Raw genomic sequence first — 25,026 nt, 5'->3', positions numbered from 1 at the left:
GCGATGAAATTCCTTTCGCAGTCCCTCTCAATTTTTATAAAGAGGTGAAATTCATCCAATCAGCCTTTTCGTCATAGTTCATAAGCGGTTCGGCATTATTGTTATTGGAGAGTTGACCGACCAACATGTACAGATCCATACTAACATGCTGACGGGCAATTTCTGTCATTTTATCATTAAAACCAGCGTTATTGATTTGCAGGACATATTGGAAGCAAACAACACGCGCAATTATTTTCCCTAAAGTGACCATCTCGCGCTGTTTAGGTTGAAGCGGGAAGTCGAAATTCAAAATAGAAGAGAAAAATGGAGCCGCAAGTTCGGTTGCCGGATTTATTTTCAGGAATGAAAGTAGATTGCTCTCCTTGCTTTTGCGCATTAGTTTAGCAATTGCCTCCGCAACCTGCGAATAAAGCATCTCGTTTGAACCTTCAAAAATTTGGAAAGGTCTGCTATCGACTAAGCCGCGTCCGGCAACATGATCCAGTCTATAGCCATTTGCCCCAGACAACTGTACGCAGATCTGTGCAGATTCGTGCATAAGATCTGTTACCAGTGCCTTGACACTGTTGGCGTCTACACTGTGGCCAGAAAGATCATTATGAATTGAACTGATCGAACTACTATATGCACACATCGCCGAACATATCGTAAAAGCTGCTTGTAAACGGGACAATTGAAACTTCACAGCATCCAATTCATTTAAAGGAATTCCACTGACACGTCTTTCGGTACAATGTTTCATGGCCTCATCCAACATCCGTTTTATGAAACCCATACCCATGCCCGGAAATTGAAGCCTGCTTCGATGCAAGGTGTCCAACATGAGTTTTATACCAGTGCTCTCCGGGGTTAAACGGTAATCTACCGGTACTTTGATGTCTATTTTATTGATGCCGTAAGGAATGGCATATAGACCAAGACTATTATACTTTTTCAGTACTTCAATTTTCTGCTCTTCGATGGAATTGTCGGTCACAAAGAAATCTATATCCCGTACAAGTTCACCATGCTCATTTTTCTTTCGAGCAGTAACCAGCCAAAAGTCTGCAGCACCTGTCAAGCCTTGCCAATGTTTTTCTCCCCTAATATGATATTTATCTCCCGCTTGTTGGTAGGAGGTACGCATATTGAGGGCATCGCTTCCGTAAGCTTGCTCTGTGATCATCAATCCGCCCATGGCTTTCTTCTCTAAAAATTGATGGAATACTTTTTCCTGAAGTAAAGTATTGCCATACTTGGCAAAAGGTTCCAAAAATAAAGCGATATTGATACCGAAGATCAGGGAAAGTGACAGAGACTCATAGGAGGCAGCGGCAAGCACCCCCAGACATTCCTTTACATGCAATCCACGGCCACCGTGATGTTCAGGAATAGCAACGGACAATGGTCTCATTGCCATGATTTCGCTTAAAAACTGCGGGGGTAAACCACGTGTTAAACTCAGGTTATTATAGTCATATTCCGTATGGAATAAGCTTGACAATCGCTCTTTGAATTTTCCGATATATAAATCGAAATCTTCGATCTGTTTTTTTTGTCCTAAAACGTTAGACATCGCTAGATATTGATTAAATGATAAAACATTTGCAATAGTAGATGTATACGATATATCCCTTATTTAAGATAGCTGTGATTTACTCCTAACATCCCATCGCTATACAAAAATAATTCATATCGCTGTGATTGGTCTGTCCACTTTTGTATAAAATATAGGACAAATCGTGCATGTCTAAAAATGTTAGGTTGCCTTGTTTCGATAAGAAGTAGGGGAAATTCCTACAATTTTTTTGAATAAACGGGAGAAATAGGAGGGGTCAGAAAAATCCAGCTCATAACAGATATCGGCAATGCTTTTATTTGATTCAAACAGAAGAAATTGACTATGCATGATAAGTACTTCTAAGATCAGTTCTTTAGAGGATTTTTTGAACACTGAAAATACACAGCGATTCAGGTAATTGGTCGATACTGCGAGCTTATCTGCATAAAAAGCAATATGCTTTTGCTTTTTGAAGTTTTTGTGCACAAGCTGTTTAAACATCATTGCAATTTCCTGCCTTCGGTTGAGCGCCTGGTTTGAAGAAGATAGCTTAATAATCTTTAATAAAAGGGATTTTAGCAAACTTTCAAACAATTCTTTATAAGGCGACTCAGAAAGTAATTCGTTGTAAAGTAATTTGAAGAGTTCGTTAAGATCTGTGCTGTCTTGTGTAGATAGGTTTAGTAGAGGCGAAATATTAAAAATATTCAGGATCTCTTGTTCCCTAAATATGGAGGTCATGGCGTTGTCATTGATCAGTACACAATGTCCCTTTGCCGATTTGTCAACAGATTTGATCGTCGAAATATTACCGTAATTGCTAATGAGAATCGCCGGTGCTTTTACGACATATTCTTTTGCTCCAATCTTGTGTTTAAAATAACCTTCTGTTATATGTACCAAGAGGTTGTATCCCAAGAAAATGGGAGGAGTGGGGAATTTGATATAAGGGGCAATTTCACTGAGCTGGAATATTTTAACTGGAGACTGCTGGTACCTCAGGTGTTCCAGACTCCCTGTCATAAACCGATCTACAAATTCACCTGCGTTTACCTGCTTTTCCATTGTTGTCCATTATGTTTTTGCAAAACATCAAATTCTCCTATTTTCTGATTAATAAGACGCGTTGCAAACGGATTTTACGTAATATCAGTATAATATTTCAAAGGTAATGCGATAAAATAGCTTTGTCAATATAAAATGTATGATGATTTTTTAAAATAGTTGCAATATGCTGCCATTGCTGCCAATAGCGGCACTCCATGATCGTTTTTATGCAAGGGTAAAAAAACTAATCGGATTTTCTAACCATTTAAGACCAGGGCGATAGGTTATGATTGATAAAAAATGATTTTGGAAAACGAAGGTTTATCATTAGCTTTAATCTTTAGCAAAATCTGAATCGTTTGTTTCTCAACGACTTCTTTATTATAAACCGAGCGAGTATGAAAATTGTATCTGTTTTTTTATCCTTATTTTTTTCTTTTGTTGCTGTTCGGGCGCAGGACCGGATCAATTACTGCAATGATTACATCCAAACGGGTGCAGAACGAACTGAGCAATATATACCTTACCTCAATGGAAAGCGTGTAGCTATTTTGGGTAATCCATCTACCGTGATCAAGAAAAAACATCTTGTGGATAGCCTACTTGCCAGGGGAATTAAAATCGTAAAAATATTTGGACCTGAACATGGATTTCGCGGAAATGCCAGCAACGGAACGAAAGTGGGGGATGAAATCGATCCGACAACTAAAATTCCGGTGATCTCACTTTATGGAAATAAAAAAAAGCCTTCGGCGAAAGATCTAAAAGATATTGATGTGTTTATCTTTGATGTGCAAGATATGGGGGTGAGGTTTTACACGAATATTAATACACTTCGGGACATCATGGAAGCCTGTGCCGAAAATGAGAAGGAACTCTTGATTTTAGATCGCCCCAATCCAAATGCGTATTTAGTTGATGGCCCTATACTGGATATGAAACATAAATCGGGTATTGGTCAGTTTCCGGTTCCGATTGCTCACGGGATGACAATCGCTGAGTTTGCCCAGATGATTAACGGCGAGGGCTGGATGGCAACGACAAAAAAATGTAAGCTAAAGATCATACCCGTAGCGGGATATAATCATCAAATGTTATACAAGCTTCCGGTTAATCCTTCTCCAAATTTAAACACCGAACAGAGTATTTTACTTTATCCAAGTACCTGTCTTTTTGAAGGAGTAAAGATAAATCATGGGAGGGGAACAGATTACCCCTTCACGGTTTTTGGAAGTCCGGTTTATAAAGGATTGTATAGTTTTTCGTTTACCCCCGTGAGTAAAAAAGGAATGAGTGAAACGCCACTCTTTATGAATGAAAAATGTTATGGTTTGGATTTACGGGAATATGATTTGCAGAAGCTGGTGGATAGTAAGAAAATAAATCTTTCCTGGATGCAAGAGCTTTATCAGAATTCTCCTGAAAAAGATAAATTCTTTGATCAGTCATTTTCCAAGCAGATTGGCAGTATAGAAAAATTGGTTGGTGTTGATTCCTTTCGACGACAGATTGCAGATGGGGTTTCGGAAGCGGAAATTCGAAAAAGCTGGGAACCGGGATTAGGACGTTACAAAGAAATGAGAAAGAAATATCTTATTTATCCCTAACCTATTTATCGGTACCGGAAGCTTTTGCGCGGAGTTGTAAATGTTCTTGCAAAAGTGATAAATGCCTATGCCCCAATTTATTGGGGAATTACTATTTAACCCTCAAAAATAAATGATGTTTGATCAAAGATATTATTGCTTTTATGTTGTTTTCTTATGGGGGCTTATCGCAAATTTAAGCGTGGTCTCCGGGCAACAGCTAGCGCGAAGCGTGGACCGGCTTAACTATATCGCTGCCGTTGAATAATCTCTGTATGGTCGTATTTTGGAGTTGATTTATTTTCTTAGAATTTTTTCCATTGATTTACCCTTTGCCAGTTCATCAATCAGTTTATCTAAATAACGAACTTTTTGAACAAGAGGATCTTCAATATTTTCGATACGATAGCCGCAAATAACACCAGTAATCTTTGTTGCATTGGTATTGAAATGGGGCGCTTGGCTGAAAAAATGTTCAAAGTCTGTTTTGTCGGCGATGAGCTGTTGTAAAGCCGGTATATCATAACCTGTTAACCAAAATATAATTTCATCGACTTCTTCCTTTGTGCGGCCTTTTTTTTCCGCCTTTTGTATATAATGTGGATACACACCGGCAAATGACATGCGATATATTCTAGTATTGTCCATTTTTCTTTTAATGATCGTTGATGTTTTTTGTTAATTTATCGTTTTTTGAGTATGGAACTTCTTTAAAATATAATTTTTCCTGTTCTTTTATCAAAAGTAATAGTTTTGTTGGGGCTTCCATAAAAAAGTGTTATGCGAAGTGTTGTATCCGTTTCTGAATTGAAAATGATATCTTTTGTGTTTCCTATTCTTGTCGCTGTCCCGTCATGATTTAATGCATTGTCGGTACAGCTAAAAACTCTTTTTTCAATAATTCCCTTTTTTTCAATTATTTCTAACCAGGGTGCGGATAAAACACTATACCCAACGATTTGGGCGCGATAATTTTCGCCTAAATCTTTCGTCATCTCCAAGCCGAAAGGAGACATAGACAATATCAAGGTATAAAAGGGTAGCATCATTGGCAGGATGCTACAAATTAACCCCAATATTAATCCGGACAACATAATCTTTGCCAGTATCTTTTTCCAGAAGACGACAATCACGAGTATACTCAGTCCTAGCCATGTCCAAAAAAGTAGGACGTCACTATAATAACCGATTAAACTTATCTTTTCCAGGTAGTAAGCGAGCATATCTATACTCAGTAATAACGTAATGATAATATATAGTAGTTGTATTTTTCTTTTCATTATAGTGATTTGTCGTTTAAAACACGTCTTCTTGCTTAGATTTTGTTCATATCGCTCCTATGCTTGATTCTATTGTAACAGTAAATATAGTGAACGTGGGCGTAATATACTTATTTACTGTTAGATGTCTATCAGAAAGAATCTTTGACATTAATCGGTAAAGATGATGTAATAATTTTTAAATTATAGTCCTATCTTTATAGGATACAAAATTGTCGTTAAAAAATGAGTTTGAGGTACAAACGTAATACCATTCATATAAAAGAAGGGGAACAGCGACGCATTCAGGATTTTCGGGTGCTAATTGGGGGCTGCGGTATTGGTAGTTATATCGCTGAGTGTTTGTTGCGCATGGGATTTGAAAATATGACCATCATTGACGGCGATATTGTCGAACTGACAAATCTTAATCGCCAGAACTATGTGGAGGGTGATATTGGGGTAAATAAGGCTATTGCTTTAAAAGACCGATTGATGGCCATTCATCCAGATGCAAAGATCAAGGCTTATCCCGAATTTCTTGATACAAACAATTTGTATAGCCTTGATTTGAACTGTGACGTAGCTATTAATGCCTTGGATTTTTCTTCAGATATTCCTTTTTTATTTGATGAATATATGGCACAGAAAAATATCGTTGTTGTTCATCCCTACAATTTGGGCTGGGCGGGCTTTTTAACTGTTATTACCCCCGAGAGCCGCAATTTGCGGTCTTTGGATAAAGAGCACCATGCATTTGAGATAAATGTCGGGAAATATATTGTCGATAGGCTAAAGGAAAAAAATATTGATACGAATTGGCTCGAAGATTTTCTTTTGGAATATGGCAAAATCGCAATGGAGTCTCCACCGCCACAGTTATCATTGGGTCTATATTTATTAGCCGGGATGGTTTGCCAAGTTGTGTTCAATATTGCTACGGATAAAGCGATAAGAGTTTTTCCTGAATCGTACTATTTATCTATGCGTGAGTAAAAGAAGCTAAATAAGTATTACCTTTTGTATTGAATCTACTTCTCTGTGAGGATCTAATCAACAAATCTATTTTAATAAAGCATTTCTGAATTTCAACTGCATGAACTGGACGCCCGAAAATTATTATTTTACCAAACTTAATAGTGCAGAACTGCCTGAACTTATTCATTTTTATTTGGTTACCGTCCAAGAACATTATAAACTCGAGGAGTATTCCGAAGAGGATTATGATATCGATTACCAATCTTTGATCGGGGAGGATTCCGTCTTTTTTGATCGGTCCATTTATTATGTTCTGCGGAATAAGATAAATAATGCGATCCATGCTTCAATTCGGATTACCTATTGGGATAAGGAAACTTGTTTGCCTATTCAGAAGTTATTCGATATTAAGACCGAAGACCTGTTGATACCCAACGTTGACAATTTTTGGCATATTGGACGCTTTGTAATTTCTGGGAAAATTATTGGAAATCGGATTAATATTCTTAAAAAAATGCTTTTCGATGCTTTTTATGGTCCTTATAGTTTAGGCAGCGGCTTAATAATTGCAGAATGTGACCGGAAGGTGGTGAACACGTTGCGTAAGCTGGAAATTGAATCTTATCAATTGGGAGATGCTATTATTTACTTTTATTCCGAAACATTGCCTATATATATTAAATCTCAATGGCTGGAAACCTTTATCAAAAAAAATAAACTTTCACATTCCAGTACCGAAAATGATAAGGACATTCAAAAATTTATAACGATGTCAAAAGATATGTTGTTCGATTCCAAAAAAAATTAGTACTGAAAGAACTATTAAAAGAGAGACAACTCGATAGCTAAAGCGGTAGCTTCCGTTATACTCTTTACTTTTAGTTTTGAAAATATCTGTTTTTTATGAAATTTAACTGTATCAATAGATACATAGAGCCTGTCTGCAATCTGATCCATTGTAAGACCCTGCGCTGAAAAAAGTAGTATATTCTTTTCCCGCGGTTTTAATTTTACACGCGGCGTTTCCACCCAGATATCTTTGACCAGATCATATTCAAATTGTCTTCCATCTTCATCAGATTTAAATCTGATGTTACCTGCATTTGCATGCGAAGACATAGAAACTAAACAAAGCGCAATCCAAGGGTTTGAATGGTTGTCCAGCAACAGCGGTTTCAATTTATGGTTAACAAGTAAAGGTTTGCTGCCGGGCTGCTTCAGATGAAAGTCGTATGATATAGAATACTTTAAACGATCATCAGCGCCTAATTTACCATAGAAATCAAAACCAACATCATTTATTTTCTTTAATAAATGAAGATCGCCTTCTGGAACATTAGTTACATAGTGGTTATATCCTTCTTTCATTACTTCTGCAGGGGAACTTCCGCATAAAAAAATGGGATTGTCGGAAACAAATAAAAAACTTTTCTTTGAATAATCTATAAGATAGATGCTTTGATAGGTTAGTCGGCTTAGGGATCTTGCGAAATTAATAAATGCGTTTACGATCTCATAATCATCTTTGCTAAAGTTGTCTTTAACATGTATCGGCTTAAAAAAATCTTCAATTTTTATTTTCATAGTTTAAATCACAAAGATGATCTATTGTCACTTCGAAATTTCCAATTAGACTAATGTTATTCTCGCAAATGCAAGAATAAGCTTTCAGCCCAAAGTAATTAACAAAAAACAGGCTTTTCTGACCTTAGTCTATCTAGTACTTTGGCCAAAAGAGTATTTAATTTTTCTTATTAAACCCTTCTAACATAGTGGAGTAATATTCTACACAAATGGGTAGAATATTACTCACCATGATAAAATGTTGTATTTTACTTTGTACCTTTAATATCTTCAAAGCAATTAATATGATATAAATATACTCTATTGGATTCAAATACCCAATGGTTAGCTTTGCTTTTAATGGAATTTTTAATGCGATACCAAATCGTAGCGAAATTATCTCCAAATTGTTTCAATCCTACTCTCCTTCTTAACATGCTAAATGATCATTATAATTTACGTCGTGGACCTTAGTAGGTATGTAAATACTTGATTTATCCCTTTTAAATAGCTTATCTATATGTATGTACATTTAATTTTTTTTGTTTGATATTTATTATTATTTATGGTAATATTGTGTGCTAGATCTATTATTTTAGGGGTTTATTTTGTTTTTCAACAACTTTATTGTTGTTTTTTTTTATGTATGTACAATATTGTTTTTGAGGATGATTTTCTGTATTGATGGGTGTTTTTTGTTTTTCATCTTCATTCTGATACAAACAATAAATGGAAACAAATAACTGTCTGAACAAAAAGACTCGCATATTTTTTATTCTAAAATCCATCAATCATGAAAAAGCATTTTCCCACTACCATTCTCACAGGCTTGTTGTTGATCTCAGGACGATTTGTTTCGGGGCAGGAGAATACTGTTTGGCAACTGGGCAATCCAGATGGCTCTAGTAAGGAATTCGCCTTGGCTCCGCACGATTACAAGGGATTTCTTGAACATGATTTTGGTTATGAGGACAAATACTTTATTGTTGGCGAGTCTTCGTTATCCCGGGATCTTCCATATGTATTGCCCGGACCTGCCAATGAATGGGGTGGGACAGGTGGAACTTCTGGTCTAAGAACCCACTTTTTGAATTTATACAGTGTCTTAGGTGGTCATGTTGAAAATGGGAAATGGGTGCTGGAAGTAAAATTAGCAAATAACGACCCCAAAAATAAACCAACTTTACAAATTGCAATCAATGGTAAACCTTATAATTACGAACTGAAGAATGGGGACGGCCCTGCTGACCCGGCAGGTACAGGTTCAAAGCCCGGAGCCTCTACGATACGGATTGCGTTACCTGAACATCTTATTTCCGAAGGATTTAACCAGGTTACACTGACTGTAATAAAGGGGGGATGGGTTGAGTTTGATTCCTTTAAATTATTGGGGCCTGATCAAGCGAAATTGTTGACAGATTACACTTCAATAGTCAAAGCAGTACGCCAGTCGGATTTTGAGCTAAAAAATGGAAACGAACGCATCCAGTATATGCTCGTTGATCTTTTGAAATTGAAAGATCAGGAGCGCATAAAAGTATTGTTGGATGGAAAGAAAATTTATGATGGAACCCATGAGAAGGGATTGTCGCGACTTGAAATCCCAATGCCTTATACATCGAAAGAGATCCGAAGCAAATATGCGATATATGTCAACGATAAATTGATCAGCTCATCTTCCATACAACGTTCACCCAAAAGATTAGGCGGAGTTTCGGATTACGTCAATACCATGATAGGGGCGGCACATTCGAGATGGATGCTGGCACCGGGGCCATGGATGCCATTCGGAATGGTGAAGATCAGTCCGGATAATCAGAATATTGGTTGGCAAGCGGGGTATGAACCTTCAATAGAATCCATTGGTACATTTAGTCATATACACGAATGGACAATGGCTGGACTGGGGACATTTCCGACAGCAGGCCAATTGAGAACTAATGTAGGGGATCAATATTCTGTGAATTCAGGCTATCGTTCTGCAATAGATAAAACAAGTGAGCAGGCGCCATTAGGCTTTTATTCTGTCCATCTTCTCGATCAGGATATTGATGCAAAACTAACTGCGGGCACACGATCCAGTTTTCAAAAATATACTTATCATAAGTCGGATACCGGACGTGTAATGATTGATCTTAAAGTGAACGGCGAATATGATTATAAAATCAAAGATCTTTCCCTTAAAAAAGTTTCTGATTATAAGGTTATTGGCTACAGTAGCCAGTTGTCCGAAAATGTCTGGTCTACGGATGCAAAGCAAGATTATGTTGTCTATTTCGTAATGGAGTTTGATAAACCGATTATCAATTTTGGAACTTGGCATGACGGTAAAATAACAGCTAAGTCTGATCTGGTTGCTGACAGTGCTCAATTTGCGGGTATGTATGTTGAATTTGATGTCCGCAAAGATAACGAGGTACAATTGCGGACCGGAATTTCCTATGTCAGTGTAGCGAATGCTGCTGAAAATCTGAAAACAGAACTTTCTGATCCGTTTGGTTGGTCTTTTGAACGCGTGGTCGCCAATCAACATCGGGTGTGGAATGATTTATTGGGGCGCCTGGAGATAAAGAGCAATGACTATTTGGAAAAAGAGAAGTTTTACACAAATATGTATCGAACCTTGGCTAGTCGCAATACATTTAGCGACGTCAATGGCCAATGGCGGTCTTCTGACGAGGCAATCAGAACGATGACACATCCGGGAGATCTGGCCTTGGGCTGTGATGCTTTTTGGAATACATTCTGGAACTTAAATCAGTTTTGGAACCTGGTTACCCCAGAATGGTCGAATAAATGGGTGCGATCACAGTTGGCTATGTATGATGCCAATGGTTGGCTGGCAAAAGGACCTGCTGGGATGGAATATATTCCAGTAATGGTTGCTGAACATGAGATTCCTTTAATCGTGGGGGCATACCAGATGGGAATACGGGATTATGACGTTACCAAGGCATTTGAAGCGGTTAAGAAAATGCAGACAACGAGTCCGCTAAAATTTGAAGGAGGTTTTGCTGGTAATCGGGATTTAGATATCTATTTGAAGTATAAATATGTTCCTTATGACTTGGGGCGTTTCTCGAATTCGATGGAATATAGTTTTGACGATTGGACAGTTGGCCAATTCGCGAAATCATTGGGAAAAGAAAAGGAGTATAGCTATTTTAATGATCGGGGAAGCTGGTGGAAGAATGCAATAGACGTCAAAAGCGGCTACGCGAGGATGAAAGATGCTCAGGGAGAATGGTATCAGGATTTCGATCCCTTTAAATCCGGAGCCAATCATCATTATGTTGAAGGCAATGCCTGGCAATTGACGTTCTTTGTACCTCAGGATATTTCCGCGTTGGCAAAAATGATCGGAGAGGATGTTTTTCTAAAACGTTTGGAATGGGGATTTGGAGAGAGTGAAAAATGGCGCTATAATGGACCAAATGATCAGTATTGGGATTATCCGGTTGTCCAGGGAAATCAGCAGTCCATGCATTTTGCTTATATTTTTAACTGGTTGAACAAGCCATGGCTTACACAAAAATGGAGCCGGTCTATCGGCGAACGCTATTACGGACAGGGTATTTCTAATGCCTATTTAGGAGATGAGGACCAAGGGCAGATGAGCGCCTGGTATATCATGAATGCCATAGGACTATTTCAGTTGGACGGAGGGACACGAACAAAACCGATTTACGAAATTGGTAGCCCATCTTTTGAAGAAATTAAAATTAAGCTGGGACGACAATTTGGCCGAGGGGAGCAATTCATCATTAAAGCTAAAAATGCAAGCAAAAAGAATATGTATATCCAGCAAGCGACTTTGAACGGGAAGCCCCTGCACACATTCTATTTTGACGCCGAGGAACTGTTGAAAGGCGGCGAATTAGTTTTAGAAATGGGAGATAAACCAAATATGCAATGGGGATTGTCGCATTAGTACTACTATGTCTTTTGTCGAAAGACTATGGTAACCTTATTGTTTACTTTTTCAAAAAGCCGAAATTTTTGTTAAAGTTTGGTTAAACAGCGGTGCGGAAGATAACAATATCTGAGGAGTGGCGTTATAAGTGTAGTTTTCATAATTTAGGTTAATAATTGGTTAGTTAGTAAAAATCCTGAAGTTCCCAGCTTCAGGATTTTTTTTGTGGAGGTGCTTTTCGCTGTTGAGCTAATGCTGCCCGGACCATTCCATTGGAATACGCTGACTTTACTTTGTAAGGGTCGACTTCTCGAATTCAATGCTATTTTTAGTTCTGCTAAAACCTATTAACATTGTAAAATGATAGATATATGTGCCGTGGATATTTGTAAATCTTTGGTATTATCTGTAGTATTGTGACTACACTTAAAAATGAGCAACTACTGTTCCCTATTTATGGACAGGTCGTTTGCCTTTATCAAGATATGATCAAATTTATCCGTTATTTCCTTTTGGGATTATTTGTTTGGGAGAATGCGTCTGCGCAAAAACTACCGACAGACTATGTCAATCCTTTTATCGGTACCAGTAATTATGGTACTACCAATCCGGGGGCTCAAGTACCTCATGGTTTAATGAATGTATCCCCCTTTAATGTAATGGGATCATCAGTTAATGCCTTCGATAAAGATGCACACTGGTGGTCTACGCCTTACGAACATAGCAATAGCTATTTTACAGGCTTTTCGCATGTTAATCTGAGCGGCGTAGGTTGTCCTGATATGGGAAGCTTGCTATTGATGCCAACGGCCGGAAAATTAGAAGTTGACTACCATCAATATGGAAGTACTTATACACAGGAAGAGGCCCATCCGGGCTATTATAGTAACGTGTTAAAAAAATACGGTATCAAAACGGAGGCATCCGCAACCGTCCGTGTGGGAGTATCTAAATTTACTTTTCCTAAAGGACAGGCTAATATTCTGCTTAATTTAGGTGAAGGACTGACGAACGAAACAGGTGCCACAGTTCGTTATGTCAGTGATACGGAACTCGAAGGTTCGAAATTATTAGGTTCGTTCTGTTATACCAATAATCAGGCTGTGTATCCGATTTTCTTTGTGATGCGAGTAAATAAAAAGCCCACTAAGAAAGGTTACTGGAAATTTCAGCGTGCTGGTGAAAAATGGGAGAATGATTGGAACAAAGATGCGGGCAAGTATAAGATTTTTACCGATTATTCGGATCAATTGTCTGGAGATGATCTGGGCGCGTTTCTGAGTTTCGATGTTCAGGAAAATGAAAGTGTAGAGGTTCAACTGGCTGTATCCTTTGTGAGTGTCGAGAACGCTCGAAAAAACCTGCAGGCCGAGCAGCCAAGTTTTGGGTTTGAACAAACCAGAAAGGAAGCATCATCCCTATGGAACGGCGAGCTATCGAGAATTGAGGTAGAAGGAGGTACCGAAGATCAAAAGACGGTATTTTATACGGCCATGTATCACGCGATGATCCATCCAAATATCCTACAGGATGTCAATGGTGAATACCCTGCTATGGAAAATAGGAGGACACTCGTTGCGGATCACAACCGTTATACAGTATTCTCCCTATGGGATACCTATAGAAATGTACAGCCTCTTATGTCTTTGGTCTATCCGGATAAACAGGTGGGCATGATTCGTTCCATGATTGATATTTATAAAGAAAATGGATGGATGCCTAAATGGGAACTTTATAGCCGTGAAAGCTATACAATGGACGGTGATCCAGCGGTTCCTGTCATCGTGGATGCCTGGATGAAAGGCATTCGGGATTATGATATCAATACGGCTTATGAAGCATTTCTGAAGTCAGCGACCACAATCGATTCGACGAATCGAATTCGTCCCGACAATGCCGATTATGTAAAATATGGCTATGTTCCTCTTCGCGATTCTTTCGATAATTCAGTTTCTCACGCGATTGAGTATTATATGGCTGATTGGAACTTGGCGCAGCTGGCCAACTCACTGGGGAAAACTAAAGACGCACAAACTTTTGGCAAGAGAGCGCAAGGATACAAACATTACTATTCGCCGGAATATGGTACATTCCGCCCTATTCTTCCAAATGGATCATTTTTGACCCCTTTCAATCCATTGATGGGCGCTAATTTCGAACCTAATCATGGATTCCATGAAGGGAATGCCTGGAATTATAGCTTTGCAATACCATTTGATATTCCCGGTTTAGTTCAATTGATGGGTGGTAAGAAGAAATTTGTAGACAGATTGCAGGCAACCTTTGACAAGGGGTATTTCGATGTCACAAACGAACCAGATATGCTCTATCCGCATGTTTTTTCGGAAATAAAAGGTGAAGAATGGCGCACGCAAAAGTTGGTGAAGCAAATTCTGGACAAACATTTTACGAATAGTCCCGGAGGGATTCCCGGTAATGATGACACAGGCACAATGTCTACCTGGGCATTAATGAATATGATGGGAATTTACCCTTTTTGTCCCGGTAGACCAGATTATACGATTGTGAGTCCTGTATTTGACAAAGTCACTATTCAACTTGATAAAAAATATTATCCTAAGTCTGATAAGGTAACCATCAGACGCGAAAAACAAGGCGATGGAGAATATATCAAAAAAATTGTGGTTGATGGAAAGTTATTAGCAGGCTTTAAGATAAGCCATCAGGTTTTGGTCAACAGCAAAGATATCCTGATTGTTACCGGAAACAGATAACACATAAAGATTAAAGAAGCTATCTACACTATGAAATATATGAAATACCTGGCATGCGCAGGGTTATTGGGTATCCTGAGCTGCGCTTCACAGAAAGATTCAGCAGAAGGTTCTTATGCAAAATCTGTCAATCCATTTATAGGGACAGATTTTACTGGAAACACCTACCCCGGAGCACAATCCCCCTTTGGCATGGTACAATTGAGTCCAGATAATGGATTACCCGGTTGGGATCGTATTTCGGGGTATTTTTATCCCGATAGTACCATTTCTGGCTTTAGTCATACCCATTTAAGTGGGACAGGTGCCGGGGATCTGTACGATATATCGTTTATGCCCGTTACATTGCCTTATCATGAAGCAGCAGCACCTTTGGGTATCCATTCCAAGTTTTCGCATCACAACGAACAGGCATATGCGGGCTACTATAAAGTCAAGCTGACAGACTACAATATTGATGTAGAGCTAACAGCAACTCCACGTTGTGGTATCCAACGCTATACATTTCCTGAGGCACAATCCGCTATTTTTTTGGATCTAAAAAAAGCCATGAACTGGGATGCGACAACAGATTCATACATCGAGGTGGTCGATTCGGTCACTGTACGGGGCTATCGATTTTCTGAAGGCTGGGCGAGAGGGCAACGTGTTTATTTTGAAACCCGATTTTCAAAGCCATTCCACGCAGTTCATATAGACAGTTCAGCAATACAGTCAAGTGTTGACACCATAACAAAAACGAGCAGGCGTATCGGTACGGCTTTCAAGGCACGTTTTGATTTTAAAACAACTGCTGGCGAGCAGATAACGCTCAGTACAGCCCTTTCGGGAGTAAGTATGGATGGGGCTTCCAAAAACCTGAAAGCTGAGGTGGTAAAAGATGACTTTGATTATTATCTTAAGCAAGCTGAAGATAACTGGAATGAGGAGCTAGGGAAAATTCGTGTCCAAACGAGTGATAAAGATGAAAAAACAAAATTTTATACAGCATTGTACCATTCGATGTTGGCTCCTACCATATTTGGAGATGTGGACGGAGCTTATTTCGGTGCTGACCGAAAAATACATCAAGCAGAGGGCTGGACGAATTACAGTACTTTTTCGCTTTGGGATACCTACCGTGCTTCACATCCCTTGTTTACCTATCTTGATCCAAATCGTGTAAATGATATGGTTAAATCATTTATAGCATTTTATGAACAGCATGGTCGCCTGCCGGTATGGAATATTTATGGTAGTGAAACTGATATGATGATTGGCAATCATGCAATCCCGGTTATTGTAGATGCCTATCTGAAAGGAATAGGTAATTTTGATGTTGAAAAGGCATTGGAAGCCTGTGTCGCAACAGCGAATATCGATAATTACAGAGGTATTGGAATTTATAAAAAGTTAGGTTACGTTCCCTATGACGTTGTTGATAAATATAATGCCGAGAACTGGTCTTTGTCACGTACGCTCGAATACGCTTTTGATGATCATTGTATTGCTGTTATGGCACACAAGATTGGAAACAAAGAGGTTGCCGCTACGTTCTCTAAAAGGGCAAAAAATTATAAAAATGTTTATAATCCGGCGACATCATTTATGCAACCCCGTAACAGCCAGGGTGCTTTTGTTAGTCCATTTGATCCGGAGGATTACAGTGCTCATATCTGCGAAAGCAACGCTTGGCAGTACTTTTGGTCTGTTCAACACGACATCCCGGGGTTGATCAATCTCGTCGGCGGAAAAGAACGCTTTGGACAGAAATTAGATAGTATGTTTACCTTCCACCCGTCAGATACTAGTAAACTGCCTATTTTCAGTACGGGTATGATCGGACAATATGCGCATGGAAATGAACCAAGTCATCACGCAATATACCTATTTAACGCAATTGAACAACCCTGGAAGACGCAGCAATATGCTGCTGAAGTGATGCATAAACTCTATCTAAACAACCCGTCGGGACTAAGCGGAAACGACGACTGTGGACAAATGTCTGCTTGGTATGTATTCAGTGCACTGGGTTTTTACCCTGTTGATCCGGTAAGTGGGAAGTATGAAATCGGTACACCATTGTTTGAGCATAGTGAATTTAAACTTGCGAATGGGAAGAAGTTTACTGTGAAAGCAAATCATGTAAATAAGACCAATATTTATATTCAGTCGGTTACCTTGGATGGAAAACCCCTCGAGACAAGTTATATCACGCATGAGCAGATCATGTCCGGAGCTACCCTCGTTTTCCAAATGGGAAGTAAACCCGGTCCCGTTTGGTATAAAAAATAGCTGACAGCAATTCTTTGTTTTTGCCTACAAAATCTCCAATAAGTTCACGCTTATTGGAGATTTTTTTACGAATAGAATACTATTCAAGATTTTTATAAAAATAGGTTGTACTACAAGGGGTGCCATCGGGAAAAAGTGCGTAATTTGGTATATCTCCTACAACTTTCCATCCACATTTAAGGTATAGGGCATGAGCTGGGCTATTTGTTACAGTATCCAATACCAATAGCGATTTTTTCATTTTGCATGCAATTAACTCAAGGTGTTGCAACAGACTTTCAGCGATGCCGAGGCGTCGAAAAGATGAGTGTACCAACATCTTTGCAACATCGGCCCGGTGAGGCTGATTTTGAGGGAGATCTATCTGTAATTGTACAGTGCCTATAATCTTGTCCGATAAGGTGTCTTTTGCAATAAGTAGTACTATTTTTTTCTGTTGTACCTTTGCCAGCACTTCGTTCCAGAACTCAAAAGCTCTTTCTTTATTTATATCTTGCATAAAACCGACTGATGCTCCTCCCCGGACAATATTTAATGTTAATTCTACAAAGTCCGAAACTACGGTGTTATTCGTTTCCTTTAGTTCTTCGATGAGGATATTCCTCCTATTAGAAATATGCATGTTTTTTTTGTCTTCAGTACGTATGAAATAGTTGTTCATTAATTGAGAAATAGAATTACGGCTTCATTTTGCATGTATGCCATCTGATAAAATGCTTTTAAATCTTCGAAGTATTGAAGCAGATAATCTAATGCATTTTCATCATCCCAGATATCGGGGTAAATATCTTTTTCCAGCATGGTAGCCGCGTCAAAACGCTGAGATAACTCTTCCATGGATATATCTTGTAGTGCTAAACTGATCTGTCGTGTCTGTTCAATATTGGTATAGGTAGCTGGGCCGTAACCCATATCCTGGTTGCGGTCGATGTCATTAGGGCCAACTAATATCCATGATAAAGGCGGGGATGCCTGATCATAGGTGCCAATTGATTCTCCTGTCAATAGAAAGAAAATACCTTCCCAGGCTTTATCAATATCTATCAAATTATCCAAATGGATGGCTTCTTTACTATATACCATGTCGCTTAAGGCACTGCTATCAGCGAGAAAGCTATTTAATGTCTCCAAATTGACCCGGAGAAAATTCTGTATCATACTCATGACCTCTCATTTTGTTTGACTGCATTATGATTTCAGTTTTACAACCTATGTTGTACCACTAGTTCTATTATGAAAATGAAATGTATAATTATTACTTGTCGCTTCTTGTAAACGCAAAATAGATTACATATAGCCAGCCCAAGATACCGTGGATAAGAGCCCAGAGGATAGATTTGTTGCGATCCCACGAAGTAACCACGGCAATTACAGAACCAAGTCCAATTCCAGATTGTGTAATTGTCTGGGTCGTAGAACGGTCAATTTCTTGTCCGAAAACCACGCTAGACATTACGATGAGCATGATCAATAAAGCTAATCGTTTCATATTGTTTTATTATTAGTCCTTCTCAATTTGATTCATTATTGATTTCCTTAAGACCACTAAAATCAAGGAACTTCTGATTTGGTCATATTCTTTTTCTAAGTTCTGTATTTCTTTTGTAAGAAACAAGTCAACGCACTTGACCTATGTCGCTGGATTTTCTTAATGATAATTATCTTCTATTATTTTACTGTTTCTGCTTATTGTATTTCACTAAAAATAAGTTTCATATGTTATTAATTGTAGGTTTTTATTTGATTGAGCGGGAAGAGCGGGCAAATTGACAACGAATCTTAAAAGATCTGCAACGAATATTAATTACCAGGGATAATGGCAATTGAAAATACGTTATTTGTTGAAAAATCAAGAAATGAGAATTATTATTTTGACCTTAATCATCAGTATATTCGCGTTGACATCCTGCGGTGGTAATTTGGAATTCGGCTATAATGAGAAGATAGCTGGCCTTTTCCATGGCTGTAAAGAAAAGTTGGATGAGAGTTATAACAAACTGTTGGAAGGTAACTATGATGTGGACAAGGCTGACGAATTATCATACGAAATGAAACTAAAGGAGGCGCAGGCCCTGAGCAGTTATGTCAAAGGCATAAGAAGTGAAGTGAATGAACTAAAACCCAGTGAAGCTGCAAAGAACTTTCATTTGACCACAATCGCTTATATGACAAGAATTGCGGATGGTTATGGAACATTGTTGATCAAATATGTAGACGAACAGAAAAAAGGGGCAAGACAAGCCTTATTAAGGGATATCACAGACGAAAAAGATAAGATAGCCGCTTTGGCGGATACTTGTTTGCAGAAACAGGTGGAGTTTTTAAACAGGGCGGGGATAAAGGTAAATGCTGTGCAGTAACACGATTAATTTCTAACAAATGGGAACATCTTTAATCAATCACAGATTTTATTTAATTGGAGTATTACTCTCACTTGTTGTATCCTGTAAAAGCAAAGCTATAAAGCAGAAGGCCAGCTTTCTCCATCAACAGGAAATTGCACGACCAGACTGGTTAGCTGAAAAGTATTCACAGGTGACAATGATTGATGATGACCATGTGGCTGTATTAAATGGGAATTACCTCGTGGACATGCCTTTGCAGTTTAATACAGATTCAAGCTATGTATTTTATTTGAACGCAAAAATTCCGGTAGAACTCTTTAAGGAATCATTGGGATTTTACCCCGAATTAAAGCAGTTTATTCTTATTGTCCCCGACTGGAAATTCTATGCTGAGGTCAGTAAAACGACGTCAAAGGAGGGGATGTGCGTGGAGCCAGAAACGACCAATTTTTACTACTATATCAGACGTGAAGAGGATAATGTAAAAGTTGATAGTACTCGACTTGGAGGGCTGGAAAATCCAGCACTTGATTTTGACAAATCTGTGGTGCCTGACGATATGCTAACCGTGTACCGAAAGGAAAGCTATGGTTCTGTCTGTTGCCCCCGTGATCCAATGTGGGATATCGCTGATCAGGATAGTTGCTTTTTCCGTGGCTTTGAAGAAAGAAATAAATTCAAGGTAACTATGGGGAGATATATTCAAATGCAAGGGAAAGAAGGCGAAAATAGTATATATTATACATTGCCGGGCTTGGCACCACTGCAGCGATTGCAATTTCTGCTTGAGAAGCGTGTGCAATGGAGGTTAAATAGGGAGGAAAAGAAAATGCCGCTTTCGCCTCAATTGTTTACACCTCAATTGCATCAAATGATAACAACGGGGTTTAACAAGTTTGAAGAAATGCCTTGACAGATGAGACATAGTTCTGAGCCGAAGACTTCTGCTTTTTAATTGTAAACAATTGAGGAAATAACACTTTATGAATTAAAATAATTAGGTTATAAATAGGGTAGATAACGGTTAGTCCGATAGCTGTATTTCAAATGTTTTGTCCCAATTTTTTCCTGTTACAAAAAAGGTGTTTGATTTTTTATTGTACGCAATTCCGTTCAGTACATCGAGATCGACGTGTTGTGTCACATTTTCTCGTAATTTAGACAGGTCCACTAAACCTTCTATGGCCCCTGTTTTCGGATTGATAATTCCCATGACGTCTTCCATAAAGAAATTAGCATAAATTTTCCCTTTTACCCATTCCATTTCGTTGATCTGATTGACGATTTTCTCATTTGTAGCAACACGGATATAATCAATTTTAGAAAAATTATTGGGATTTAATACATAGATGTTTTCTGAACCGTCGGACATATACAAATTTTTGCCGTCTGAGGTCAGTCCCCATCCTTCCATATTTTGGAAGTATGGTAGTGTTTTAATTGTCTTTAATGTTGCCATATCATAGACATAGGCGAGGTTGTTTTTGTAAGTCAATTGATATAATTTGCCATTTAATATGGTCGCACCCTCGCCAAATATTGAGTCGGCTAATTCGACCTTTTTGATCAGTTCTCCTGTCTTTGGATTCACAATACGGATACTTGACTTCCCTTTACTTCCACTTACCCCAACACCATTGCCAGTGCTTTCCATTAGGTTATCTCCGAAAAATTCTAGGCCTTGTGTAAATGCCTTGATGTCGTGCGGGTAGGTGTTTACAATACGATACGTTAAAATTTGAGGTGGGTTTGGAGGTAAAAAGTCTATGTTTACGGTGTTTTCTTCGGATTCTCCGTTGCTAAATACTATCGCTTTAATAATTTGTTTGCCAAATTTCTCTTGCGATAATCTATAGGTTATCCTCGTGTTTTCTAAAACTTTAGCAATTGGCTTATCATTGATATAATAGTGGATGGAATCAACTTTTAAATTAGGCGTCCTTGTAATCTGAAACGATAATTCTTCATTTGTTGTATAATCTTGTTTGATCCCTTCGAAACTAAAGTTCGGGTTATTTTTTGGTAAGGTATCTAAAGAAGGTGATGTCTTTTTTTTACCGTTTTCTCCGCATCCTATAAAAAGAGATGCTACTGTTAGCAAAAATAAGGAGGGAATCGTTTTCATTTTTAAAAAGCTTTAGAATAGTAAGATTTGTTTTATACCTGAGGTAAGATAAATATAATTTCAAAAGAAACCTAAATCATGGTCGGGGAAATATTAGGTATTGAATGAGTTGATTTTCTGCTTGAAGAAGTTTCTTTCTGTTATATTCCTCTTTGATTAAATCCAGGACGTTGTTTTAGCAATACAAAAAAAACGAGATCCTACTGTGTAATCAATATTCTTTATGTTTAAATTTTTCCAAAGTTTAATAAAACAGGCTGTACGGTTTCTTCGGCCAAATAAGAGGACCTGGTTTTATTGAATGCATATTGGTATACTTTGGTGCTCCATTGATCAAAGTATACTCAAATTTTTGAATATTTAGCGAATAATTAATTCCAAAGTGTAGACTTGGCGTCTCTAAATATGGCGAAACTAAATGATTTAATTTGGATAGCGTTTTTTATCCGTCAAAACGTTAGTATGATGAGACTTGTTTCTAAAGAAACCTATAGTGGACTGTTTGAACTATTGTCCTGGTTTTAATTGTTATTGCGTTATGGAGATCCGATATTTTTCAGGCACAAGTGGAATTCTGTTGCCGTATAAGAACAAGAGCTATTATCCGAATGATTTAAAGGATAAGAGCAGAATTGCTGTATACAGTCTATTGTTCAATTCTTTAGAGGTTAACAGCTCATTTTACAAGATACCTCGCAGGGAGACTGTTGGACGATGGTCTCTAGAAACGAATGATAACTTTCGTTTTACTTTTAAGCTTTGGAAGGGAATTACGCATCAAAAGAATTTAATGTTTGATCATAGTGATGTTGTTAAATTTTTGGATGTCATTAGCGCTGTGGATAAAAAGAAAGGATGTTTGTTGATACAATTACCTCCATCAACCACATTCTCTTCGCTAAGTCATTTAGATAAACTTTTAAAATGTATTGCAACGGATAAGCTAAGTTTAGGCTGGCATGTATGTGTTGAATTTCGGCATCAGTCTTGGTATTGCCAGCAAACAATGGCACTATTAAATTCTTATGGTATGAATCTGGTGCTACACGATAAAGATGCTAAGGGAATAGCCATACAGTACATTGGTAGTGATATGGTCTATATGCGTTTTCATGGACCCGAAGGTAATTATAAAGGAAGCTATGAAGATGACGTATTACATGAATATGGTGGTTATATCAAGGAATGGTTAGCTGAAGGAAAAGAAGTTTATGTATATTTTAACAATACTATCGGTGCCGCTATCGCTAATCTCAGAACATTAGAAGATTATATTAAACAATGATAATTTAGGAATGGTTTAAAATATACTCCCACGGATATATTCCTTTCCCATATAGCCATCCCAGCTTTCATGGTCACGCATAATGTGATGATAGACTGCCGCTAAAGCCTGTGCTTTGGTAAATAACGGGATACCTTTACGAATACAGTCATAATCTCCATAAATTCCATCAGAGTCATTCCATTGAAGCCACTCGAGTAATTCCTGCCGTTTCATGAGTGAAAGTCTGTCGAAAAGAGTTTTATCTTTTAAATCCAGTAGCTGATAACGCCAATCTTTTCGCTGTGATTCCATTGCTAGGATTTTTGGCAGTTGATAACCGATAATCTGTTTGATGAAAGATTCCATAAATTCAGCATTTAGTTGTTAAACATAAGTTGTATTGAGCCATTCGAAAAATTATTATATAGCTTTTTCGTATGATTTCGTAAGATCTCTCTATAAGTATATTCGACAGCCTTTGATTTGCAAAGTGGTTTTACGCCATTGTCCATGCATTTACGATCTGTGTAATTACCCTTTGGATTGTACCATTGCAACCAGTCAATAAGGACCTCCCGATCCATCACTTCAAGTCGTTGGCGTAAACCATTTATTTCGCTGTCTTTAAGCCGTTCTCGCCAGTCGGACCATATTGATCGTGATATGAATTCTCGGTTTGCTTTGAATTTATTTTCCATTGTGTTACTTATAAATTATTTTTTGTTTGACTTTATTTAAACGATCAGCTTGCTTATGATCGCATTCCCCAATTTACTTTTCATAAATAATGCAATTTGTTGTAATAATTCCGGGCTGACTTCAGGAACTCTTTCCAGATCCCGAATAAACCATTTTTGGATTACAGGATAATGTTTAATAACTGGGTCAAATTTTACTACTTCGGCTCTGGATGATTTCCCTTCAGGATCATAGTATGACCAAAGTACAATAAAGATAGTATCAGGATCCTCATCGGGATAGGGGGTATGGAAGCGAACAATATCGCCAACATGCAATTCCTTATTGTCATATCCTTTTGCCTGTTCCATAAAGACGTTGTCTAAAATTGATAGTCAAATATACTAAAAATATTAGTTTTAAAAAATTTTATTTATTTTTTTTGCTAAGTATATTAATGGTGTTCAAAGGAGCTGATTAGCATTTTTTTTATGCTAATATGTCAATGTGTTTTTATTTGCCTGCTTGAGCGATCGTGTTAAAAATAGTTGCAGCGCTGATCTATCGCGTAGATGGTTTCTCTCTTAGAGAAAACATCTACGCGATAGATCTTAAAAGGCGGAGTACAGAGGTTATTCTGCATTAATACAAAAGAGAAGGTTGTTTGTGCGTATGATAACCTTAAGGAAGCGATAGAATCAGTCTTTTAAAAAAGAAACAAGGGGCTTGATAAATCGCTCGAAAGCTTCAATATGAGGTAAATGTCCAACATTGTCGAGTTCAACGAGTTTTGATCCCTTGATTTTTTGTTGTGTTTCCTTTCCTAAATGCTGATATAATCCCATTTTTGCGGCCACTTTTGGATCTTTAACACTAGCTTTGCCAATGGCTGTTCTATCCCTTGTACCAATGATGAGTAGGGTGGGTGTTTTGATATATTGAAATTCGTAGACAACAGGTTGGGTAAAGATCATGTCTGATGTCTTTGCGTTCACCATGGCAACAATGGGATAATCCTTAGCTTTTGTCCAGCCCGTGAGTAGGTATACCCATTCATCATATTCTGGCTTCCAATTGTTATCGTAGTAAAATCCCCTTTGGTATTTTTTTGTAGATTCATATCCCGCTTTTAATTCCGTTTGAAAATTTTGGTCAATGGAAGTGTAGGGAGCGACAAGTTTCCAGTCTTCGAGTCCAATGGGATTTTCTAAAATAAGTTTTTTAACAGTCTCAGGATACATCAATGTGAATCGGGTAGCAAGCATCCCACCCATGGAATGTCCAAGTAAATTGATCTTATCAATACCTAATTTGTCTAGCAGTGCTTTTGTGTTTTCAGCCAGTTGCTGAAAGCTAAACTGATAATCTGTAGGTTTCGAGGATTTACCAAATCCGATCTGGTCAGGCACAACAACGCGATATCCTGCTGTATTTAAAGCTTGGATGGTTGTTTCCCAGTACGCTCCGTTAAAATTTTTGCCATGAAGCAGCAATACTGTTTGACCATTTGGCTTTTGTGACCTGACATCCATATAGGCCATCCTTATTTCTTCTGTTTGACTTTTGAGCGACAGATAATTTACTTCATAGGGATATTGATAGTTGTTGAGCATAATATCCAGCACAGGACGATCTGTCTGCGCTTTGGACAGCGAATGAACAAAGATGAGTAGCAATAGAGAGAACTGTTTGGTCAATAATTTCATTTATGTA

22 protein-coding genes are annotated in these 25,026 nt (G+C 38.1%); 9 read left to right on the top strand and 13 right to left on the bottom strand.

What is annotated here, in order from left to right; translation table 11 throughout:
• Positions 1 to 34: 34 nt before the first annotated feature.
• Positions 35 to 1,558, bottom strand: a complete 1,524-nt coding sequence (locus tag G6053_RS20605; RefSeq protein WP_165308247.1) for an acyl-CoA dehydrogenase family protein — start codon at positions 1,556 to 1,558, stop codon at positions 35 to 37.
• Between the two features lie 183 nt (positions 1,559 to 1,741).
• The gene (locus tag G6053_RS20600) at positions 1,742 to 2,608 is read right to left on the bottom strand and encodes a helix-turn-helix domain-containing protein (RefSeq protein WP_108633066.1); all 867 of its coding nucleotides are present in this window, start codon (positions 2,606 to 2,608) and stop codon (positions 1,742 to 1,744) included.
• Between the two features lie 380 nt (positions 2,609 to 2,988).
• Here G6053_RS20600 and G6053_RS20595 point away from each other — a divergent pair, with 380 nt between their 5' ends.
• Complete coding sequence (locus G6053_RS20595) at positions 2,989 to 4,197, top strand: DUF1343 domain-containing protein (RefSeq protein ID WP_108633067.1); 1,209 nt, start codon at positions 2,989 to 2,991, stop codon at positions 4,195 to 4,197.
• A 276-nt stretch (positions 4,198 to 4,473) separates the two neighbouring features.
• On the opposite strand, the gene G6053_RS20590 is transcribed toward G6053_RS20595, so the two are convergent.
• A complete protein-coding gene (locus G6053_RS20590) occupies positions 4,474 to 4,824 on the bottom strand; it encodes a DUF2200 domain-containing protein (RefSeq protein ID WP_165308246.1) in 351 nt (116 codons plus the stop codon).
• Positions 4,825 to 4,886: 62 nt separating this feature from the next.
• The gene (locus G6053_RS20585) at positions 4,887 to 5,456 is read right to left on the bottom strand and encodes a hypothetical protein (protein WP_165308244.1); all 570 of its coding nucleotides are present in this window, start codon (positions 5,454 to 5,456) and stop codon (positions 4,887 to 4,889) included.
• A 225-nt stretch (positions 5,457 to 5,681) separates the two neighbouring features.
• Between G6053_RS20585 and G6053_RS20580 the strand changes: the two genes are divergently transcribed.
• Entirely contained in the window at positions 5,682 to 6,431 is a 750-nt protein-coding gene (locus G6053_RS20580; protein ID WP_165308242.1) for a ThiF family adenylyltransferase, read from the top strand.
• Positions 6,432 to 6,531: 100 nt separating this feature from the next.
• On the top strand, positions 6,532 to 7,221 hold the full coding sequence (locus G6053_RS20575) for a hypothetical protein (protein WP_108633072.1): 690 nt from the start codon (positions 6,532 to 6,534) through the stop codon (positions 7,219 to 7,221).
• Positions 7,222 to 7,235: 14 nt separating this feature from the next.
• Here G6053_RS20575 and G6053_RS20570 read toward each other — a convergent pair whose 3' ends face one another.
• The gene (locus G6053_RS20570) at positions 7,236 to 7,997 is read right to left on the bottom strand and encodes a helix-turn-helix transcriptional regulator (RefSeq protein WP_108633073.1); all 762 of its coding nucleotides are present in this window, start codon (positions 7,995 to 7,997) and stop codon (positions 7,236 to 7,238) included.
• A gap of 772 nt (positions 7,998 to 8,769) precedes the next feature.
• On the opposite strand from G6053_RS20570, the gene G6053_RS20565 reads away from it, so the two are divergent.
• The 3 genes from G6053_RS20565 (at position 8,770) to G6053_RS20555 (ending at position 16,898) form a co-directional block, all read left to right on the top strand.
• Positions 8,770 to 11,907, top strand: a complete 3,138-nt coding sequence (locus G6053_RS20565) for a GH92 family glycosyl hydrolase (protein ID WP_165308240.1) — start codon at positions 8,770 to 8,772, stop codon at positions 11,905 to 11,907.
• A 398-nt stretch (positions 11,908 to 12,305) separates the two neighbouring features.
• Positions 12,306 to 14,624: a GH92 family glycosyl hydrolase gene (locus tag G6053_RS20560; protein ID WP_206531788.1), complete on the top strand. Its 2,319-nt coding sequence runs from the start codon at positions 12,306 to 12,308 to the stop codon at positions 14,622 to 14,624.
• A 30-nt stretch (positions 14,625 to 14,654) separates the two neighbouring features.
• Complete coding sequence (locus tag G6053_RS20555) at positions 14,655 to 16,898, top strand: GH92 family glycosyl hydrolase (RefSeq protein ID WP_206531787.1); 2,244 nt, start codon at positions 14,655 to 14,657, stop codon at positions 16,896 to 16,898.
• A 79-nt stretch (positions 16,899 to 16,977) separates the two neighbouring features.
• Here G6053_RS20555 and G6053_RS20550 read toward each other — a convergent pair whose 3' ends face one another.
• The 3 genes from G6053_RS20550 to G6053_RS20540 form a co-directional block, all read right to left on the bottom strand.
• Complete coding sequence (locus tag G6053_RS20550; protein ID WP_165308238.1) at positions 16,978 to 17,520, bottom strand: GNAT family N-acetyltransferase; 543 nt, start codon at positions 17,518 to 17,520, stop codon at positions 16,978 to 16,980.
• Between the two features lie 38 nt (positions 17,521 to 17,558).
• Positions 17,559 to 18,062: a YfbM family protein gene (locus G6053_RS20545; RefSeq protein ID WP_165308236.1), complete on the bottom strand. Its 504-nt coding sequence runs from the start codon at positions 18,060 to 18,062 to the stop codon at positions 17,559 to 17,561.
• A gap of 91 nt (positions 18,063 to 18,153) precedes the next feature.
• Positions 18,154 to 18,363 (bottom strand): hypothetical protein, encoded by a 210-nt coding sequence (locus tag G6053_RS20540; RefSeq protein ID WP_206531786.1) that lies wholly within the window; start codon positions 18,361 to 18,363, stop codon positions 18,154 to 18,156.
• A 391-nt stretch (positions 18,364 to 18,754) separates the two neighbouring features.
• Here G6053_RS20540 and G6053_RS20535 point away from each other — a divergent pair, with 391 nt between their 5' ends.
• On the top strand, positions 18,755 to 19,258 hold the full coding sequence (locus tag G6053_RS20535) for a hypothetical protein (RefSeq protein ID WP_108633079.1): 504 nt from the start codon (positions 18,755 to 18,757) through the stop codon (positions 19,256 to 19,258).
• Between the two features lie 19 nt (positions 19,259 to 19,277).
• Entirely contained in the window at positions 19,278 to 20,156 is an 879-nt protein-coding gene (locus tag G6053_RS20530) for a hypothetical protein (protein ID WP_165308232.1), read from the top strand.
• A gap of 111 nt (positions 20,157 to 20,267) precedes the next feature.
• Here the strand turns inward: G6053_RS20530 and G6053_RS20525 are convergent, their stop codons facing one another.
• Complete coding sequence (locus tag G6053_RS20525; RefSeq protein ID WP_165308230.1) at positions 20,268 to 21,368, bottom strand: glutaminyl-peptide cyclotransferase; 1,101 nt, start codon at positions 21,366 to 21,368, stop codon at positions 20,268 to 20,270.
• Positions 21,369 to 21,906: 538 nt separating this feature from the next.
• Between G6053_RS20525 and G6053_RS20520 the strand changes: the two genes are divergently transcribed.
• Positions 21,907 to 22,653: a DUF72 domain-containing protein gene (locus G6053_RS20520; RefSeq protein ID WP_165308228.1), complete on the top strand. Its 747-nt coding sequence runs from the start codon at positions 21,907 to 21,909 to the stop codon at positions 22,651 to 22,653.
• Positions 22,654 to 22,668: 15 nt separating this feature from the next.
• On the opposite strand, the gene G6053_RS20515 is transcribed toward G6053_RS20520, so the two are convergent.
• The 4 genes from G6053_RS20515 to G6053_RS20500 all read right to left on the bottom strand — a co-directional run bounded on the left by G6053_RS20515 (position 22,669) and on the right by G6053_RS20500 (position 25,019).
• Positions 22,669 to 23,001, bottom strand: coding sequence for a hypothetical protein (locus G6053_RS20515; RefSeq protein WP_108633083.1), 333 nt, complete (start codon positions 22,999 to 23,001; stop codon positions 22,669 to 22,671).
• 11 nt (positions 23,002 to 23,012) lie between these two features.
• Positions 23,013 to 23,333 carry a hypothetical protein gene (locus G6053_RS20510; protein WP_108633084.1) on the bottom strand — a complete coding sequence of 107 codons (321 nt, stop codon included), beginning with the start codon at positions 23,331 to 23,333 and terminating at the stop codon, positions 23,013 to 23,015.
• A gap of 36 nt (positions 23,334 to 23,369) precedes the next feature.
• On the bottom strand, positions 23,370 to 23,684 hold the full coding sequence (locus G6053_RS20505; RefSeq protein WP_108633085.1) for a hypothetical protein: 315 nt from the start codon (positions 23,682 to 23,684) through the stop codon (positions 23,370 to 23,372).
• Positions 23,685 to 24,011: 327 nt separating this feature from the next.
• Positions 24,012 to 25,019 (bottom strand): alpha/beta hydrolase, encoded by a 1,008-nt coding sequence (locus tag G6053_RS20500; RefSeq protein WP_165308226.1) that lies wholly within the window; start codon positions 25,017 to 25,019, stop codon positions 24,012 to 24,014.
• Between the last annotated feature and the right edge of the window lie 7 nt (positions 25,020 to 25,026).

This window comes from Sphingobacterium sp. DR205 (genome assembly GCF_011064245.1).
Taxonomy (GTDB): Bacteria; Bacteroidota; Bacteroidia; order Sphingobacteriales; family Sphingobacteriaceae; genus Sphingobacterium; species Sphingobacterium athyrii.
This window is presented reverse-complemented; position numbering and strand designations above follow the sequence as displayed.

Bases quoted from the DNA above. Each gene is read 5' to 3' on its own strand.
- G6053_RS20535 (WP_108633079.1), top strand. From the start codon at position 18,755: ATGAGAATTATTATTTTGACCTTAATCATCAGTATATTCGCGTTGACA.
- G6053_RS20520 (WP_165308228.1), top strand. From the start codon at position 21,907: ATGGAGATCCGATATTTTTCAGGCACAAGTGGAATTCTGTTGCCGTAT.
- G6053_RS20545 (WP_165308236.1), bottom strand. From the start codon at position 18,062: ATGAGTATGATACAGAATTTTCTCCGGGTCAATTTGGAGACATTAAAT.
- G6053_RS20550 (WP_165308238.1), bottom strand. From the start codon at position 17,520: ATGCATATTTCTAATAGGAGGAATATCCTCATCGAAGAACTAAAGGAA.
- G6053_RS20500 (WP_165308226.1), bottom strand. From the start codon at position 25,019: ATGAAATTATTGACCAAACAGTTCTCTCTATTGCTACTCATCTTTGTT.
- G6053_RS20600 (WP_108633066.1), bottom strand. From the start codon at position 2,608: ATGGAAAAGCAGGTAAACGCAGGTGAATTTGTAGATCGGTTTATGACA.
- G6053_RS20530 (WP_165308232.1), top strand. From the start codon at position 19,278: ATGGGAACATCTTTAATCAATCACAGATTTTATTTAATTGGAGTATTA.
- G6053_RS20515 (WP_108633083.1), bottom strand. From the start codon at position 23,001: ATGGAATCTTTCATCAAACAGATTATCGGTTATCAACTGCCAAAAATC.
- G6053_RS20575 (WP_108633072.1), top strand. From the start codon at position 6,532: ATGAACTGGACGCCCGAAAATTATTATTTTACCAAACTTAATAGTGCA.
- G6053_RS20580 (WP_165308242.1), top strand. From the start codon at position 5,682: ATGAGTTTGAGGTACAAACGTAATACCATTCATATAAAAGAAGGGGAA.
- G6053_RS20585 (WP_165308244.1), bottom strand. From the start codon at position 5,456: ATGAAAAGAAAAATACAACTACTATATATTATCATTACGTTATTACTG.
- G6053_RS20595 (WP_108633067.1), top strand. From the start codon at position 2,989: ATGAAAATTGTATCTGTTTTTTTATCCTTATTTTTTTCTTTTGTTGCT.
- G6053_RS20525 (WP_165308230.1), bottom strand. From the start codon at position 21,368: ATGAAAACGATTCCCTCCTTATTTTTGCTAACAGTAGCATCTCTTTTT.
- G6053_RS20555 (WP_206531787.1), top strand. From the start codon at position 14,655: ATGAAATATATGAAATACCTGGCATGCGCAGGGTTATTGGGTATCCTG.
- G6053_RS20510 (WP_108633084.1), bottom strand. From the start codon at position 23,333: ATGGAAAATAAATTCAAAGCAAACCGAGAATTCATATCACGATCAATA.
- G6053_RS20605 (WP_165308247.1), bottom strand. From the start codon at position 1,558: ATGTCTAACGTTTTAGGACAAAAAAAACAGATCGAAGATTTCGATTTA.
- G6053_RS20590 (WP_165308246.1), bottom strand. From the start codon at position 4,824: ATGGACAATACTAGAATATATCGCATGTCATTTGCCGGTGTGTATCCA.
- G6053_RS20505 (WP_108633085.1), bottom strand. From the start codon at position 23,684: ATGGAACAGGCAAAAGGATATGACAATAAGGAATTGCATGTTGGCGAT.
- G6053_RS20565 (WP_165308240.1), top strand. From the start codon at position 8,770: ATGAAAAAGCATTTTCCCACTACCATTCTCACAGGCTTGTTGTTGATC.
- G6053_RS20540 (WP_206531786.1), bottom strand. From the start codon at position 18,363: ATGCTCATCGTAATGTCTAGCGTGGTTTTCGGACAAGAAATTGACCGT.
- G6053_RS20570 (WP_108633073.1), bottom strand. From the start codon at position 7,997: ATGAAAATAAAAATTGAAGATTTTTTTAAGCCGATACATGTTAAAGAC.